The organism is Pseudomonas sp. DE0010, assembly GCF_007680745.1.
Taxonomy (GTDB): domain Bacteria; phylum Pseudomonadota; class Gammaproteobacteria; order Pseudomonadales; family Pseudomonadaceae; genus Aquipseudomonas; species Aquipseudomonas parafulva_B.
On the sequence record NZ_VEJQ01000014.1, the window covers coordinates 34,730 to 52,050 of the forward strand.

At 57.0% G+C, this 17,321-nt stretch carries 6 protein-coding genes; 2 read left to right on the top strand and 4 right to left on the bottom strand.

Going from position 1 to position 17,321, the window contains the following annotated elements; all coding sequences use genetic code 11:
• Nucleotides 1-37: 37 nt before the first annotated feature.
• The 4 genes from FS767_RS12520 to FS767_RS12535 all read right to left on the bottom strand — a co-directional run bounded on the left by FS767_RS12520 (nt 38) and on the right by FS767_RS12535 (nt 11,245).
• Entirely contained in the window at nt 38-3,886 is a 3,849-nt protein-coding gene (locus FS767_RS12520) for an RHS repeat protein (RefSeq protein ID WP_178102735.1), read from the bottom strand.
• Nucleotides 3,887-3,955: 69 nt separating this feature from the next.
• Nucleotides 3,956-6,844: a hypothetical protein gene (locus FS767_RS12525; protein ID WP_144965928.1), complete on the bottom strand. Its 2,889-nt coding sequence runs from the start codon at nt 6,842-6,844 to the stop codon at nt 3,956-3,958.
• A 1-nt stretch (nt 6,845) separates the two neighbouring features.
• On the bottom strand, nt 6,846-9,335 hold the full coding sequence (locus tag FS767_RS12530) for a hypothetical protein (RefSeq protein ID WP_144965930.1): 2,490 nt from the start codon (nt 9,333-9,335) through the stop codon (nt 6,846-6,848).
• 83 nt (nt 9,336-9,418) lie between these two features.
• Complete coding sequence (locus FS767_RS12535; RefSeq protein ID WP_144965932.1) at nt 9,419-11,245, bottom strand: hypothetical protein; 1,827 nt, start codon at nt 11,243-11,245, stop codon at nt 9,419-9,421.
• 315 nt (nt 11,246-11,560) lie between these two features.
• Between FS767_RS12535 and FS767_RS12540 the strand changes: the two genes are divergently transcribed.
• Both FS767_RS12540 and FS767_RS12545 read left to right on the top strand, forming a co-directional pair.
• Nucleotides 11,561-12,148 carry a hypothetical protein gene (locus FS767_RS12540; protein ID WP_144965934.1) on the top strand — a complete coding sequence of 196 codons (588 nt, stop codon included), beginning with the start codon at nt 11,561-11,563 and terminating at the stop codon, nt 12,146-12,148.
• Nucleotides 12,149-12,150: 2 nt separating this feature from the next.
• A complete protein-coding gene (locus FS767_RS12545; protein ID WP_144965936.1) occupies nt 12,151-17,268 on the top strand; it encodes an RHS repeat-associated core domain-containing protein in 5,118 nt (1,705 codons plus the stop codon).
• Nucleotides 17,269-17,321: the final 53 nt, after the last annotated feature.

A 17,321-nucleotide genomic window follows, 5' to 3' on the forward strand; every position in this document is an offset into this window, starting at 1 on the left:
CACTAGCCCCTCGGCCCGATCTTCACTTCATCTGCCTTCATACCGCCTGGCCTGACAACCTGTCCAAAGGATCGTAACTGTAACCACTGCCGTCATAGCTGCTCAGGCGGCCCAGGGCGTCGTACTTCAGCGTCTTGCCCTTGTCATCGAGGCTCATATTGCCGTCCTTGTCGTACTGCAATGAGAAGTCTGCATAGTCGGAATGGGTATTCTGCACGCCACTCAATTGCGCAGGGTCTTCATTGTCGAATAGATAGGTAGCCTCGTTACTGCCCTTGCTGCCGTTCTCTTCCTCGAATTCGGTCAGCACCCAGGTGATGTTGTCGAGCGCATCAAATTCGAAATACTGCTGACGAATAGTCTTCCCAGCCGGGTCGGTCGGGCTATGGGAAACCAGCCCATCGCAACTGTATTCCTCCAGCCGACCACGCAGGTCGTACTTGAATGTTTCCTCACGCAAGACAGTGCCATTATCACTCAAGCGTTTTGACGTGATCTGGTCGAGCACGCTGTATTCCTGCGCCAGCTCCTGTACTCCCTGCACCAAAAGCCCGGCCTCTGCAACCAGCGCCTGCACACGTTCATTGGCGAACGTAAAGCCTTCGATCGGCGCTTCAGCCACGCTACTGAGGAACACAAACCGACGCAGGCATTCGCGCCCTTGGTGATCGTACTCCAGCTCGGTGGCTAGTCCTTGAGTGCCATCCAGGGTGAGTATGCATTGGGAATTGCTCAGCCCGTCATAGAAGAACCAACTGCTTGTGCTACCCAGTGCAGTATGCTCCAACAGGCCGCTGGGGTAATAATCGTAGGTCTGCGTCTGGCCGAGAACATCCTTATAGAACAACTGGCGCCCCAACAGGCTGGTGCCGTACTCCATGGTCCAGGTTTCGTCGCCGATCACGCGGGTTTCCTGCTTGATTTCGCCGGTACTGAAATAGACGCGGCTCAATTCCTCTCCCTCCTCCTTGCAGTGGGTAAGCCGGGCGTTGAGCGGGTCGAATGTATAGTCGGCCTGCTTACCCGGAATGCGCCGTAGTTGAGGCTCCTCACCCAGTTGAGGAAGGTATTGATACTCGATGACATTGCCAGCGGCTGTCCGCACCTTGCTCGGTTTGATCTGGCCAGGCTCATAGTGCATGTGCCGCGCCCGTCCGCCGGTAACAGAGGTGATCATACGGTTCAGACCGTCGAAAACCTGCTCCCCCAGCACGACACCCCTGACACTGATACTGATCGGCAAGTCTTCACTGCTGTGCACGGCATAGTCGCGATGCACCACCGACCTGTCCGCCAGTGTCTGGTCGACCAGGCGGCCGAAAGCGTCATAGCCGGAGCGGGTAACGGCTTTACGCGCATCGATCTCCCGTACATTGCGCCCCAAGCCGTCATAGAAGTACTCATGCGTGGCGTACATTTTATCCGCCAGGTCAAAGCGCTGCACTTGGGCAGGCTGCTCGAACAGGTTCAACCAGGTGATGGTCTTGCCCAGGCTCAGCTTGCCATCTGCAGACTCGCTCCACTCGGTTTGGGTGGGCAGGTTGCCCTTGGGGTCGGTCCCGTAAGGGTTGGACCCGATCGGGTCATGCTCCTGGAACCGCTTGACCCCGTCCGGCCCTGTCTCGCAACGCTGTACGCCCCAATCGTCGTAGGCATACTGGGTCGCCAACGGCATTTGCTGTTCGCCTTTCCAGTCGTATTCAATTGCCTCGGTCAACTGGCCAAGTTCATCGTAGGTAAACGAGTTGCGTGGGCGAAAGACTTGACGCAGGCGGACATCTTCTGCGTCGACGTCAGCATCGTGCCGCTCTTCGCGGACCACTCGCCCCAGGCCATCAATGTATGAGTTGATGGCAACTCCCTTGACGTCTATTCGGGTTTGCACGGCCTGACCACCCGGTGCGCTCACAAGCCCGTACGTGTAGATGCGAGATGCCGTATACGCACCGTCATTGGGTGACACCGTCTCACGAACCACACGGCGTAACGCATCGTAGGCGTACTCGATTTCAACATCGTTGTCATCGCGATTGAGCAACGGCTCGCCAATGAGCATCGAATGCTTCAGCGTGATCACCTTGCAAACATGGCGCGGCTCGCCAGTTTCCTGGTCGATACTCCCATGATCAAAGCCGGTCACCTGCTGCTCGGTTACCAGCACAGGGTGCCCATTGAGATCGTCCAAGCTGTACGTAAAACCGGTCGTGGTACTTTTACCGCCCATGATCAGGGTTTCCAGCGATGAACGCCCATGGCGCAGCAAGTCGGCAGGGTCATCGACCGGGCTCACGGTGGTCACTTTCAACGCTGCCTGCTCTACCTCGCCAACGACTTCACACAGGCTTTCCTGCTTGAGGACCAGCCAATCGGACGCCGACTGTTTGATCGAGGCACCCGGATAAGCTACCCGAGCGAGCGCCTTGTACTGGAAGCTTTTTCGCAGTACCGGCGCAGGCTCGTCGCCAACCGCAGCGGGATGTTCCGTCACGCTCTTCTGGTTGCGTACGAAGCCGTCCGGGTCGTCTTCGGCAGGGTAATACGCGATCACGGTGCGCTGCCCGGAGGGCAGGATCTGCTCGACCAAATTGCCATGCAGGTCATATACGGTCCTGGTGGGAGGCTCTTGGCGAAACCTGGAAGCATCCCCCAGCAGTGACCACGCCTGGGTTTGCTCCAGCGGTAACTGGAAGTTGCGCGGCTGATTGTCGAACTCAGTCGTTACATCGCCGTGATACGTCGTGCTGTTGACAAGTTGGTTCTTGCCTTGCACCACGACCTCACCCACCTGCAAGTGAAAACGGTTGTACGTGCGATGGGTGGTGCGCAATACCTGGTCCTTGCCATCCGCACCTTTACCCCATTGAGACGCCGTGCTGCCATACAGGTAGGTGGAGCGGGCGCGATAGAGGTTGTCCTCACCATCGTCACGCCAGCTGACACCACTGCCGTTACCGACGAAGTTGTTCGGCGCCTGAATGCTGTCTTGCAGGACGGTGTAGGTGTAGCTGGTTTTCATCGACGGCTGGCCGCCGCCAGGGTTGACCGTATGCGAGGTCACCCGCGGTATCGCCGCACGGGTTCCACCGCCTGGCAGTAGATGGCCTGTATCACCGCCCTCACCGTAGCGGATATCTTCCACACTACCGTAAGGTGTCGAAACCTTGGCCAGGCAGGTCAGACCAAAAGACGTGGTGTATTCGAACCGCCAGTTGCCACCCACTTCGGCCGGCAAGTCGACCTGACGCAACCGCTCATTGACCAGGCTGAGCTTGTATTCGGCGACTGGCTTGCCGCCATTGGCCCCAGGGTGCAGCTTGAGTGTTACCGTGCTGCCATAGCTGATTTCCAGCAACGCCTGACCCGTGCCGTCGACAATGCGCTCCAGCCTTTGGTTGGCGGTGTAGCTCAACAGAATACGGTGGCCCGAAGCGGCGCGAACCTCAGACGGCAGTGCCACAAGATTATCCCCTGTACCGTACTCGCTCAGCACTTCTTCCATATAGGACTTGTGCACCACACGGTATTGTTTCTTGCCCCCTTCACTGTCATCGAAAAAACGAAAGCTTTCGAGTTTTCTTTCCTTAATGCCCGGCTCTGCACCAGACCCGGTCACCTTGAAACTTTCTCCGGTGTGAAGCCGCAACATGCGCGTAGCCGGCACGTATTGAGTAAGGTCGACATACCACCCCCGGCCAAAGCCGACATTACTGTCGCTGAATGGATTGAACACCAGGCGAATGGGCAGCTCTGGACCGACCTGATAATTACCAACAAGGGCTGGCAAGTTGATACTTACCGCATACTGGCCAGTACGTGGGTCGACGTTATTTTGCACAAAGCTGGACGCATTCAGTGCATTGGAGTGAAGTACGGTTTCAATAGCCATCTTGTTTATCATCCAAAAAAGAATGGTGGGCTCACCTCGGCACACCCGTGCACCCAGGTGAGCCGCTGCTCAGCGAATTGAAAGTTTCAGGACATCGCGGTGGGTGATGCCCTGCCTCTCTTCGTCAGCCGTGACAGCAAAAGAAAATGTCAGGGGATGTTCGTTACCTTCCATATCCAGCAGAGTGAACTCCAAGTTTTTTTCAAGCGCCTGGCGATAACCCGACTCCTCGCTTTTACTCGAGAGAACAAACCCCGCATCCCGCTGCAGGATGATCATCAATTGCCCGGCACCGGGCTTGGTGCCTTGCACCTCCGTTGGCAGTGCATACGTTCGATGCTTGGCCATGCGGTAAAGAAGTCCGTCGAACAGCAAATCGTCCTTCACTCGGCCATCAACCGACTGGAAGGAGAACCCAGTGAAGCTGACGAAATCATCGTCCTGGACTGGTAACGGCGACGTCCCGGGCTTCCACGACCACCGTACAGCCGATTTTCGTTCGGTATCCTTGATGAACAGGCGAGCGAACTTGATCACTCGGCCCTCTCTGAGGACGTGCTCAAGCAACCAGTTGTCGGTACTGGTATCGACATAAGCGAATTCATCGCCCTCGGACGGTGACGCATCCCCCGCCACACGCGTGCGCTTGAAGGAATACAGTTCCTGCGTGAAGGACGGGGTGACCAGCCCGCGCAATTCGAGCTTACCTTTCTCGCCGGTGGCTGCAGACGTGACCGTCTTGCCCGTCAAGGTGTTCTGTATCGACGCAATCACCTTGATCACCCCCGCCTTACGGGAGTGCAGGTAGAATCGGCGGGTTCTGGCCGCCAAGGGCGCGCTCCCCCCAGCGGGCGCTGTTGCTTGCCGGTTGATGTTGTTCGCCTCTCTGTTTACCGCCCAGTCCTCCTCTTCTTCATCCGCCTTGCCAACGGCCAAGGCTTCTTCATCCGGCGCCAGGAAAGGTAGCTCGTTGTTGCTGTCCTCATTCAAGAACTTCAACGTTGCCAAATCGGCGTCGGAGATCTCGACCGGTTGATCGTTGTGATCGTTACTCGCAGCAACGGTTACCTCAACTTCTATCTGCTGCCAACCATTGGCGAAGCACTGCGGCGCGCTGATGGCTTTAAGTTCAAAGGTGCTAAGGCTCTCCCATGACAACAGGCCAGCGGTTTCCTGCCGACTTTCGCTGAACTCGACGATGGCGTAGCCGGTGCGCTCAACGCCATCGAACGCAGTCACCACCGCAATGGGTGATCGGGGTTTTTCCGGAGGCGTGTAAACGTTGCCAACGAACACTCCTTCGCCATTCACAGCCCACGTTATATCGCGGCGAAGGTCTAGCTCAGGCTCGTCAGGCATTACCGTGAAGGGTATGGATTGAACCGAAAGCCCTTGCACCACGTGGAACGGCACCACATTCAGGCCCGCATGCCACCTGATCACCACCACCGAAGCTTCAGCACTGTCCCCGTTCTGCCGGTTGGTGCAACGGATTCGCTGCACCTTGAACAAATCGCGGTCGCTGCCAGGCGGGTCGGGCGTGAAAATGGCCCGGCCGCCCCCCTTGTCTTCGAGTTTCCCTATAGGTTCGGCAAGCGTCTGAACTCGCTGCTCCCCCTCCGACAGCAGTACTGCCTCCACTAGGCTCCATTGCAGGCTACCGGCATCGACACTAGAGGCGCGCAGCTCGATCGGCTCTTCACCTTGCACCCAAGTGGCAACGCGCGGTACGACCTGCACCGCTCGGGCGGTTTCCATGACCAAGGCATGACTGCGCATTGCGTCACCGCCTTCAGCCGAAGTGGCAGTCACCAGCACCATCTGCTGGTCCTCGACGAAACTGCCTGCAGGACGCGGACTGTAGCTGGCACCATTGAATGTGCCGACCGCCGCAGGGCGTTTCAGGTTGGTGGCCGACCACTGCACCGGGCCAGGCGCGCCATCAACAGTGAAGGCGATGGTGCGCCCGGATACCACGCTCGCCAAAGCAGGCTCTACCGTTGCGGCGTTCTGCGCTTTTGTCCACTGTCCGGGCACCACAAGGTCGACGCCTGGTTGCGGTGTACCAGTAACGAAGTCGTAACCGTTGGGCAGGCTGAAGGTACTCAGCACGTCCTTCACCCCGCCCGCCCCAAGCTCTGTGATATCCGGAACAAGGATCAGAGTACCCGGCAAATTGGTAGCACCCTCTGCGATCGGATACGGGATTTCGGTACCCGGGGATGGCTGCTCCCCTGGGCGCAGGTCGATCCCCAGTTTCATGAAGACCAGCGCCGCCCCGTCCCCGTACCGAGGGCTACCTTCACTTTTTCCCCAAGGTGCGAGCATGGTGCGCACCATGAACTGATCCGGGCTCAGTGGATGGTAGTCGTCCATGACGAAACGGCCCAGGGAATAGGTGAGCTGGTAAGCCCGCATATAGCTGATCGATTCCTGCAAGCGGCGGCCCATCATGACCCCGGCATACTCGGTTGGCCCCAAATTGGTGGAAAACTCGACCGCATTGGCAAGGTTTAACTCCAGCGAGGTGAACCGGCTCGTCTTCGGCCGGCTAACCTGCAGGGCCAGCGGTGCTTCGACCCGATAGCCCATGGCTTCGGTGACGGTGAAGCTTTCCACGACGCGCTTAGGCCTGCCAGGAAGATGCAGAGTTCGCATGTACTCCCCGGCAATGATGTTCATCCGCAGCGTCAAGTCCGAGCTGAACCCTGTTGCATTCTGGAAGCCGACCTGGGGCGCGCCAAGCACCATCCCTTGCACCGAAACGCTGATGCGCTCGCCCTCGTCAAGGTAGGCCTCCAGATGGATAGGGTCCATCGCACCAAAGTTAGCAAGCGCATCGAGATACTGCTCACGCAGCACAAGGTCAAGGAGGCTGCGGTCCAAGGCGAGCATCCCACCCCAGCCTAAGCGTGCCGATGTTTCCTGTTTTTCATGCGAAGTAGCCTTAGGATCCATCTCAAACCTCCTTGATGGTTGGGCTGAGAATCTCGGCGTAATTGCGCACCGGTACGAAGGGCAGTGGCAAAATCGCATAGTCGTGGGTATCGGGAGAGTCGTTGACGTAGAAGGCCGATACAACGACGTACTTGTCGTCAGAACCGGGTGCGGGCTTATAGGTTTGGGTTTCGCTGTCAATGGTCCCACTACCGCGCAGCACGTGCCACTCGATTGGCTCAGGTACCTTGACCTTTTCCATGTCCATATCGAGCCTATAGAAAGGCAGCGCCACGGAGCCATCGGCATTGACTGCTGGCTCTAGCCAGTAGTTGGCGCTCTTGGCCCCAACGACCAGCATGTCGATGGTCGCGGGCGTGCCACCTGCAGCCGGCGCAACGGTGACCTCGTCCAGGCGCAGCACTCTGTAATGGTTCGGCTGGGTTGATTCACGCTTAGGCAATGTGGTTGGCGCGGTGTACCTTTGACCCCCTGGGTTAAGCGGGTCGGTATCCTCAACGACATCACCCAGCTCTGGCTGATTCCAATCCAGCTCGGCATTATCGGGAGTGCCTGCCGACAATGCATAGCTTTTGCCCAGGTTTACCACCGCCACCCAAGGGTTCACCGAGACATGGCTAGGTACAATGCTGACCAGCGCGCGGCTGACCTGCTCCCCGCTGGTGGCCTTCACAATTACTCGGCGCTGGCCTTCTGTAACCAAGGCGTCATCGGATGGCGCCGTATATCGCCCCACCGACGGTGTAGCGAACTTCCCAGTTTCTCCAGTTTCGCCAGGGAGATTTTCCACTGTCCAGGTGATACCGCTTGTGGACGAGGCGCTGAAATCAATAAACCCACCGCTTGCCACGATCGGTTCCAGAGGCGTTATGGACATCGCGGTGCGCTTGGGCGCCAAGTTACCGAGCAGGGTCAAGTCGTTCGGCACCGCCACGTCGCGCGGGTCAACGACATTATCGCCTCGGAATAGCAATTGGTTCAGACGCAACGCATCAATTTCGAACGTCATGGACTGGAGGTCCTCAAGTTTTGTCTCGATAGCCTTAATCAGTTCAGTCTTCAGTCGCGATTTTAGACCTTCGGATCTTGCTCTGGCCTGGCGGGCAGCGTTCCCAGAACCGAATAGGTCTTGAATAGAAATCTCTATACTCGATTCAAAGTTGCTCAGCGAAAACTTAAGCGTGGCTTGATTAGCCTTCCTCGAAACATCAAACTTACAATCTGCACGAATCTCTATCTGCGCATCGACCTGCAGATATTCGGTTCTGCTGCCCCAATCGGAGGTCTGAATAAAATATCTAAAAAAACCCACTGGCATAGCGGAGGACCAGCTTATCTTCAGCATCCTCTTATCGAAAACGACTTCGCTGCCTTTCTCAAACAGGTGGATGGTGGCTTTATCCATTCTCAAAGACCATTGATACGGGTGCGGACCATTATCAGAGTCGGCATCAGAGAGATCGAATTCGGCATAGGCGTCACCGCTCGGGGCGTTGGCCACCAATTTGTAGCGTTTTTCATCCACTTCGTAGAGGTCGTCTTCCAACGCCTTCAGGTCAAACCTTCCTTTCATCCAGTCAAACTGGTCAAAGCCCAGCTTCACGACATGCTGCGCAACCAGCTTGTGCGACAACACTAAATTACTGGTGTACGGGTTAGCCGAATCAGGCAGCATGTACAACAACTCTTTATCCTCTGGAGGATAAGCCCCTGATCCATTACCGCGCATGGCAACGAACACCACCACTGCACCGTCCCCCTGATTCGCACTACCCAACACTTTCGCACCGGGTTCTGCATGAGTCCCTAACATAAAGTTGCCGGGATTGAGCAGCGAAGTATCGTCAACGGCCAGCTCGCTGAGCGGGAACTGCAGCCTTTCTTTCTTTTCCTTCGCCCAGGTTTTAAACAGCTCTTTGAAATACAAGCCCAATCGAATGCGCTCAGGCCCAGTGCCGCCACCACTGAACAGATGGTCATAACCTTCATTTATATCAAGTAAAACTTTACCGCTTTCATCAACGGTACCGGCTACGGCGTTTAACGTAATGTTCATATCCAGCACAGCGTGCGCAGCGGCGTTATAGAGGATCAGTGCTTGCACGCTCCTGACCGGCTTGCCATCCAGAAATGTTTCGATCACTTCAAGATGCTTCCCCCCGATCAGACGCATTTGCAACTTAGATTTCGGGCTTTTCAAGTTTGCATTTTCGAACGACAGCCTCGCCTTGTCGAGACGCAGCCCGAGCAAGACATGGTCGATACCATTCCCGGAGTCGACGCTGCCATCGGGTAAAGGGGGAAAGAACAACTCCGGAATATGCGCCCGATCAATGTACTCCTGCGAAAGCAGCGCGTTTGTAGCGCCCCTGGAAAACACTAACAGCGCATCCCAACCCCATGTCTTAGGGCCCGCATCCATTGCTTTATAAAATGCTTCAAGTGATTGATTTTCTACCGTTTGAGCCACTGCAGCATTATCAATTTTCATCGCTTAAATCTCCACGTCCCATGCATTGATTGGTGCGACGCCAACCCGACTGTCAGACGGATTTAGGCCAACACCGGCTTCGTTTACTTTGACTTTCTAGGAATGATTAACAGCGGCAGAAGTTTATGCCAACTGTCGCCCTTGTCGAAGCTAACATTTCCGCTGATGGTGTACTGTTTGCCTTCGTCCAAGCCGTTATAAACTGCAACACTCAGCCATTGCTGTATCCGGTTGTTAGCGAATTCGGCAGGTGTGACCGGCACTCGGTCCCGTAATATGGCGCCGTCTTGAATGGCCAGTGTGAACGGTTGGTCTGGCGCAGCGAACGGCCAAAGTAACGCGCCGGACACTTCGAGCATTGCACCGTTCGCAACAAGCTTGGACCGCCAAAGTTCGCCGTTGGTCTGGGCTTGCAGGCACTTGATATTGTTATCGAAAGTCAGCGGCTGAACACGCAAGTCCACAGCTTGGGACGCCGCCGAGCGCCCCCCCTCGTCATCGACGATGTGGTAGAACACTTTAAAACGCCTGCTGTTATCCGCGCCGGTCTGGTGCATGTTCGCAGCCACCACGCTGGGGTCAATCTTGAAGCGTGGGCCGCCTTGCTCCACCGGCGTGGTGGTAATCTGCTTGCCGTTATGCTCATAACCGTCCCAATGAACCTCGAAGTGTTCGCCGGGGCGCAAAGACACATCAGGCACCGTGACGTAAGCCCCTAAAATCGCACTGTCCGCCAATAGCACTTGCTTGCCACTGCCATCTTCGCTAGCGCGCTCGATGCCTGGCGCAGCAAGGTTGCGTGCCGTTTCGAACTCGACATTCAGGCAGTGCGAAGTCAGCGCATGGCCCGCACGCGCAATTTGGTAGAACACTTGGTGATCACCCGGCACAAGCAACGCCGCGTCAACTCGAAACACGGTTTCATCGCTTTGCAGGCTGCTGGCATCCATACGCGCGAACTGCACCTCAGGCTCGGTCTTGAGAGGTGTTTTCCAGTGCAGAAGCAAGTAGTCCCCCGCTTGCAAATCGGGGTTTACCGGCACACGCACAGTTACCCCGCCGGGAAACTTGCCAGGGTCAAGCGGCGCCCCCGTAAAACCATCGAGCTTAGCCTCAGGCAACAGGTCAACGGGGCTCGAAGCCCTTGCTACTGCCATTTCCTGCACAGGGGAAGCAACTTCTTCGCCGTTACCGGCCAGCGTGATGGTGTACTGAAACGCTACCTTGCCCTCCTGCACGCGAATAAAATGCGACTTGGCCACCTGCCATTGCAAAGGTTCGCCCACATTGGCCTCGGTCACCTCAAACAACTCGCTCGCCGGTGGCGTTACCTCGTCGCCTGCCGCATTGAACTTGCGCACCACCAGTTCGATGCGGTCGCCGGCCTGCATGGCCCGGTAACTTGGCGCCAGCAAACGCACACCTTCTGTTTCAAGGTCTGCTGCGACAATCACACGGTCATGCGACTCTCGCGCCTGCGCAACCGCCAGGGCTTCGGCAACATCGCCACGGTCGCGCAAACCCAAGTAACAAAAGATGCGCTGTGAATCCGGGGTGCTCTCTGCCGCGTTATCAACCTTGTATGATAAAAATGCCCACCCACCATCAAAGGGTTCAACAAAACGATTAGAAACGTCGGCCACCATCGTTTTTGTAGTGTCGTAGTCCACGGGCACTTCACATTGCGCACCCAGTTCATCAAAAGGCGTGCCGTCTGCGGCGAGGCCTCGCCAGACCGGGTAGATATTCTGACCGAACTTTAAGTCCGCATCCTTGATCACAAACTCCAACGGCTGGCCATTTAGTTTATTGAGATCAATTTCACCCAACGCATTTTGCGCGGGAATTTCAGGTGCGGGGTTACGCAGGGACTGTTGTCCTCTATTTTCCACTGGGCGTTGAGGCACCATGAACAGGCTCCAGGCGTGTTGAGATGCCCCTAGTTTTCAGACTACTGCCCATGGCTGGCTACTGGCAGAAATAACAGGTAGCACGCCCGCTCAAGGCACGCTTGCACCTGATAAATCTACCAGGTGACAACCCTTCAAAAACCTGCATGCCCTTCGATACCCACGCAGGCAACCTTTAACGCACCTGTTAATTCTGATAGGTGTCACACTCCGACAAGTTCAATAAGCTCCGAACACACAGCCTTATTCACCCAACGACGTAAATACGTTTCTTCTAACTGTTCAAGTCACCTGAACGAACAGGGAGCCCAAAAAATGAAGTTATTAAACCGCAGGCGCCTCGCCATTCCATCGGCCATGAAACAGTTGATGTTGGCCGCACCTGTGCTTGTGTATGGCACAGCCGCCTTGGGTGCTGGCATCGCAGATTCACCCCAGGCCGACCCAACGCCTATGCTCGCCCTGTACCAGACAGTGGATAACAACACCGAGCCTGCTTGCGGGCTGAAACTGACGGCAATACCCGGCGGCTTACCCCAGAAACTGCTCCCAAAAAAAGAGTGCGCGGAAGTAGACGGTAGCGTCATAGCGCCGCATGCCATCCGCATTCGGAACGTACCGATCAAATCGACGCTTCTGCTGACTAATAACGAGCGTTGTGAAAAGGTCAACAGCGCCTGGGTTGAACTCGATACAAGCCGAGCCAACGCTTCGCTGGAAAAAATGGGCATCGACAAATTATGGACCATCGCCGGTAGCCCCGAGAAACCGGGCTACCTGACCAACAACGGCATCGATAGCAATGCGCCAAGCCGTGGCTTCAGGGTGACCGGCAAAGGTGACCCAATCAAGCAAGGAGAGCTCGCCTGTGTCGTAGTCACCTTTGCGCCGAGGAGTAATTGAACATGGCCAGTTCTCCGGGTGCTCACAGCAACGCCACCAACTTCCAGAGCTTTGTACAAAACCAGATCGACCAGCGCACGGGCCAATACAACCTGGCGATCGACTTGCAAATGCCGGCCGGCAATGACCTGACCGGCCCCAACCTGCCCTTGCGCCTGTCGTACAGCCCGTTCAACACACAAGACTCGGGTTTTGGCACCGGCTGGCAGTTAGCATTGACCCGATACGACCCCGCAACCCAGATGCTTACCTTGCACACGGGGGAAAGCTACAAGGTCACAGGCAGTGGTCCGCAACCGGCTATGCGTGAAAAGAAAATTCATAGCTTTCACTTTTACGACGACGGCGAAAATGGCTCGTACCGGGTGGAGCACAAGTCTGGCCTTGTGGAAATACTGACCCTGCACGATGTGCTCAACCCTATTGCGCTGCCCAGCAAAGTCAGGGCGCCCTCCGGCCACGGGATAACCCTCAGCTACGTCCCTGAAAACCGCCGGCTGGAAAAAATCGTTGATGACTATGGCACACAGCTGCTGGCGTTGAAGTACACCGATGGCAGGGTAACCATTGATGCTCACCCTGGGGCCGGTGCTGAAGGCCTTCCGTTCATGCGCTACATGCTGGAACTTAAAAACCGAGTACTGGTTGAGGTAAAACTGCCTCCTGAAGTGGGCGGCAACTGGCGCTTCGGCTACACCACCGCCCGCGGTCTAGCCTGCCTTGCCAAAGTATCCGCACCCTCGGGCACCGTGGAGGAAATCCGCTACGGTGAGAATGACGACCCTGGCCATCTGCTGCCCGGGACAAACCCTCAAAGGGCTTGGCCACGGGTGACCAGCCATGAAGTCAAGCCCCGCGCCGATCAGCCACCGATGAGGACGACCTACACCTACAAGCACTTCGACGAGGAAAACAACATCGAAGTGGCACACAGCTTTGTCGGCAGCAACAGCGGTATCAGCTGGCGTGACGACGGCGAAGACAACCTGTACCGCGCACAATCCTCCTACCGCTACAGCGTCACCGCCCATTACTGGAAAGCAGGCAAGGTCGCACGCAAGCAGACACAGACGTTCAACCGCTACCACCTGATGACCAGGCAAACGCTCGAACAGGATGGCCATATCGAAGAAACCGAAACTGTTTTCCATGAACTCCCCGGCATCGGCTTCGACGATCAGCCGCGCTACTTCCAATTGCCCAAGACCATCACCAAACGCTGGAAGCTGCGTGATGACGCCAGCAAGTTGCACCTGGAAACCGCGATCACCCAGTACGACGATTACGGCAACGTCACCGAGGAGCAAGCCCCCACCGGTGTACGCACCACCTACGAGTACTATGACAAGGAAGGCGAAAAAGACGGAGACACCTGGGCCTGTCCGCCTGACCCGCAGGGCTTTGTGCGCAATTTGAAATGCAAGACGGTTTACCCCGTGCCCAATATGCCCAACGACGCCCCCGTGCAACGTACGCGGCTAACCTACAAAGCCTTCTCGGCGCTAGCCAGCCTTGGCCAGGCGAGCCAATGGCTTGCGCCTTGTGAAGAACAAGTGCTGCAAGTGTTCAATCCCAACCAGCCCGGTGAGCGCGAACAGCTGCTGCTGAAGGTGGAACGGGGCTACCTGAACCTGCCTGACAATGCCTTCCTGCACGGCCGCCCCGACTACCAGGTAACCACCCGCTATGGTGACGACAGTACCGACACGGTGCGCCGGGCCATTGAAAGCCGCAGTTCACGTATCGAATGGGGGTACCGCAAGGTCGTCGACGACGTCCATGGCCTGGAGTACTGGACCGATGAAACCATGCTCGGCTTCGATCTGGTGCAAAAGACCACCAGCATGGCCGTATCTAGCCTGCATGGTCAGAACGTTTACGAAGAAGATGACACCGGCAACAGCATTCGCCGCCGCTACGACGCCCTGGCCCGCGTGGTGGAGGAAACCCTAGCGCCGGGCCAGGGCATGGAGGAGTCCAAGCAGCGCTATCAGTACGGCCTGGTGAACCATCCCGAAGAAGGCGCTGCCGGGCTGGCCACGCAGTCGGTCACCAACAGCACCGGCGTGATCACCGTGCTCACCTTCGATGGCTGCAGCCGCATGGTGACCGAAGAACGCGAAGCGGAAGTTGCACAAGGCCCAGACACCGCAGCGGGCGATGAGAAACCACGCAAGCGTAAGCTGGTAGCACAGCGCAACTACGATGAACTGGGCCAGTTGAAAGACGAAACCTCCTTCGACTACTTCGACGACAAGACCCTGACGCTGCAAACCACCTTCGAATACGATGCATGGGGCAAGCTGTGCAAGACCACCTTGCCCCACGGCGTTACCCAGCACAGCGAATTCTCCCCGTTCGGCGAAGCAGGCGACATCGTCACCCAATGGGTCGAAACACCGGGCAACCCTGGTGTGCGTCAGCAGCAGCAGGTTGCCGAAAGCAATCGCTTCGACAAACCGGCAGCTCAATACCGCTTGGACGACGCAGGCAATATCGTTGGCCGCCGGGATTTCAGCTACGACGGCCTTGGCCGCTGCACCCTTGAAGAACACACCTTCAAACGGTACGACAAGCCGGTCAGCCGGATCAGCAAATACACCTACGACACCGAAGGCCGGGTGACCCGTAGCGAACGGCCCGACCAGTCGGCCGTACTCAGCCGCTTCGCGCTGCACAGTGCCGCCCCGTTGGCCGAACAGCTGCTGGTCGAGCGGCGTAAAGACCTTGAACCCACCCTTGCCTGGCAACGGGATTACGATGGCCTGGAGCGCTTGAAGTCCCTGATGGCCGGCAAACAAAAGGAAACCTATACCTACAAGCGCAACACCTCGCTGGTAGAAACCCGCACAACAGCGCAGCGCACCTTTACCTACCACTACCGCCCTACGCGCTCTGCCCAACCCAGCCAGATCGACGTCAACACAGGTAAGAGCGCTACGTTCGATTACGATGCCAGGACCTCGTCCATCAGCTCGGCCAGCGACGCCCAAGGCACGCATAGCTATACCTACACCGATCAAGGCTACCTGCTGAGAACCCAATGGGAGGGCGAGGGCGCCATTGGCCACCATTGCCACTACCGCAGTTCGTTGCAGGGCTTGCAGTTAGGCTATCGGGAAAGCGACGGCGTTCAGGTGGACCACACCTACAACGACCTGGGCCAACTTGAAAAGACCTGCCAGGGCGACCTGGTTGCCCGGTTCGAGTATGACGCTCTCGGACGGGTGTGGAAAACCACCACCCAAGACCTGAGCAACACCCAGGTATTGGTGTGCCTGCAGACTTACGATGAACTGGGTAGGGAAATAAATCGCGAGCAAACCCTCACACGGCACGATGGCACCACCCTCAGCCAAAGCATCGCCCTGACATGGCAGGAAGATGACCAGCTACGTAGCCGCACACTTACCCGTGACGGCAAGCAACTCTTACTGGAAACCTTTGACTACGATACGCTCGACCGCTTGGAGCAGCACAACTGTCAAGGCACTGCCTTGCCACAAAACGGGGCTGGGCGGTTTATCAAGAATCAGTTTTTCGTCTACGACGAACTGAACAACCTGACCGAGTGCTATACCGATTTTGCCGATGGCACATCGGACGAGGCTTTCTACACCTACGACGGTTTCATCCTGAAACTGGCAGAGCACTCGCTGCAGCCAGATTACCCAGCCAGCCAGGCCTTCGAGCACGATGCCGAGGGCAACTTGCTGAACGATGAGCAGGGCAACAAGCTGGTATATGACGACCGCGGTCGCCTGCAGGAAGTACAACGTTCCAGCGATGGGCTACCCCTCTACCGCTACCGCTATGACGGCCACAACGACCTGATAGGTGTGCGCCATGAGCAAGCCGCGGAAGTGACGCGCCGTTACAAGGGCTACCGGTTATCCAGTACACGCGACGCCGACTTGCTCACCGAGTACCTGTACGCAGGCGAGCGCCCCCTGGGGCTGCAACGCCCTGCCAGCACAGCAGACAACCGCTTGTTCATGACCGACGCGGCGAACAGCGTGATTGGTGAATGCAGCAAAGATGAACTGCACGCTAATACTTACAGCGCCTATGGCGACTCACCGGACAACGACCCATTGGTGGGCCTGCTTGGCTTCAACGGCGAAGTCCGCGAGCGCGCCCTGGGCTGGTCGCTGCTGGGGCGCGGCTACCGCGCCTATAACCCAGGGCTGATGCGCTTCCACAGCCCGGATTCGGCGTCACCAGAAAATGCCGGTATCAACCCGTATGTGTACTGCGGCGGCAACCCAGTCAACTGGTACGACCCAAGCGGCCATTACGGCATGCGTAATAGCACCGAGCACCCGTACGTGCCCCCCGTTGCACAACCCAAGCCCAAGGCCGACTGGCGCTCCTGGCTTGGTGTAGGGCTGGGTGCTGTTTTCGCTGTGGTCAGTTTCATGCTGTTGCCGCCGGTGGGCTTAACCATGGCGTTCTCGCTCGGCGCAGCCAGCCTGGCACTTGACGTGGCTGCCACAGTTGTTTCTGCGGTAGGGCTGGCGACAATGAACGAAACGGCTAATAACTGGGCATTCGGGCTGGGGGTTGCCAGTGCACTGAGTACGTTGGGGGTCATAGGTTACAGCAGGTTGGCGGCGAAGAGAGCGGGCAAGGTCGCCAGTATTGGCACCCAAACGGACAGCGCTTCTTCGCTGAGCGTACCGCGGGTGACCGCCAGAGAAGGTGTTTTCTCCGGGTCTAAATTCGGCACTGCGCCCGGACGACTCTGGCGCAATATGGCAACGCCATTCAACAACAATATTTCAACCCAAACAGTGACAACTGGTTTAGGCGTTGACGCAGGCACGCAGATGGCCCCTACAACATTCGCTGAGGCGGCCACTTCCATGACGCCACAACACTCGATTCGCAGCACGGCGTCTACAGCGTCCACGGCGTCCACGGCGTCTACTGCATCTGGTAATTCAATTGGCTCCTACCAGTTAGAAAATCTGTTTACCGAACCCGCTCGAGTCGTACCTGCGGCGCCCACTCGAGATTGGAGTGGAAGTGCGATCGGCGCAATAAAAGAAGGGACACTCCACTGGCCAAGCCGAAACAGATACAGCTACGTTCCTCCTAAAAATCTGAAGTTCAACTAGAGGGATACGCCCCAACAATCAAATCGTAAAACACGCATAAGGACAACCCATAA